This is a genomic window from Neisseria sp. P0014.S009, from assembly GCF_051958155.1.
Lineage (GTDB): Bacteria > Pseudomonadota > Gammaproteobacteria > Burkholderiales > Neisseriaceae > Neisseria > Neisseria flavescens_C.
Map to the genome: position 1 here is coordinate 1 of NZ_JBQCVS010000154.1, position 259 is coordinate 259.

Sequence of the window (259 nt, forward strand, 5' to 3'; positions counted from 1 at the left end):
GTGGTGTCGCAGGATGAAATCCATCGCCTGCTGCGCCTGAGCCAAGGTTTCAGACGGCATGGCATCGGCGGCAAGAATCAGTTGTTCCAAACGCGAGGGACGCGTGGTGTCATAGTAGATGCCGATGTCGTCATAGACGATGGAATAGGGCGGATAGCCGGCGACTCCCAGTCCGAGCGAGCGTAAAAAGCCATCTTCTAAAGCAATAAAGGGAAGCTGGTGTTCGGCGGCAAAAGCACGCGCTTTGTGTGTCGTCGGG

At 56.4% G+C, this 259-nt stretch carries 1 protein-coding gene; it reads right to left on the bottom strand.

Features of this window, described 5'->3' with window-relative positions:
• A partial coding sequence (locus ACTHS4_RS12090) for a capsular polysaccharide export protein, LipB/KpsS family (RefSeq protein ID WP_440366008.1) occupies window positions 1–259 on the bottom strand: 259 nt, incomplete at both ends.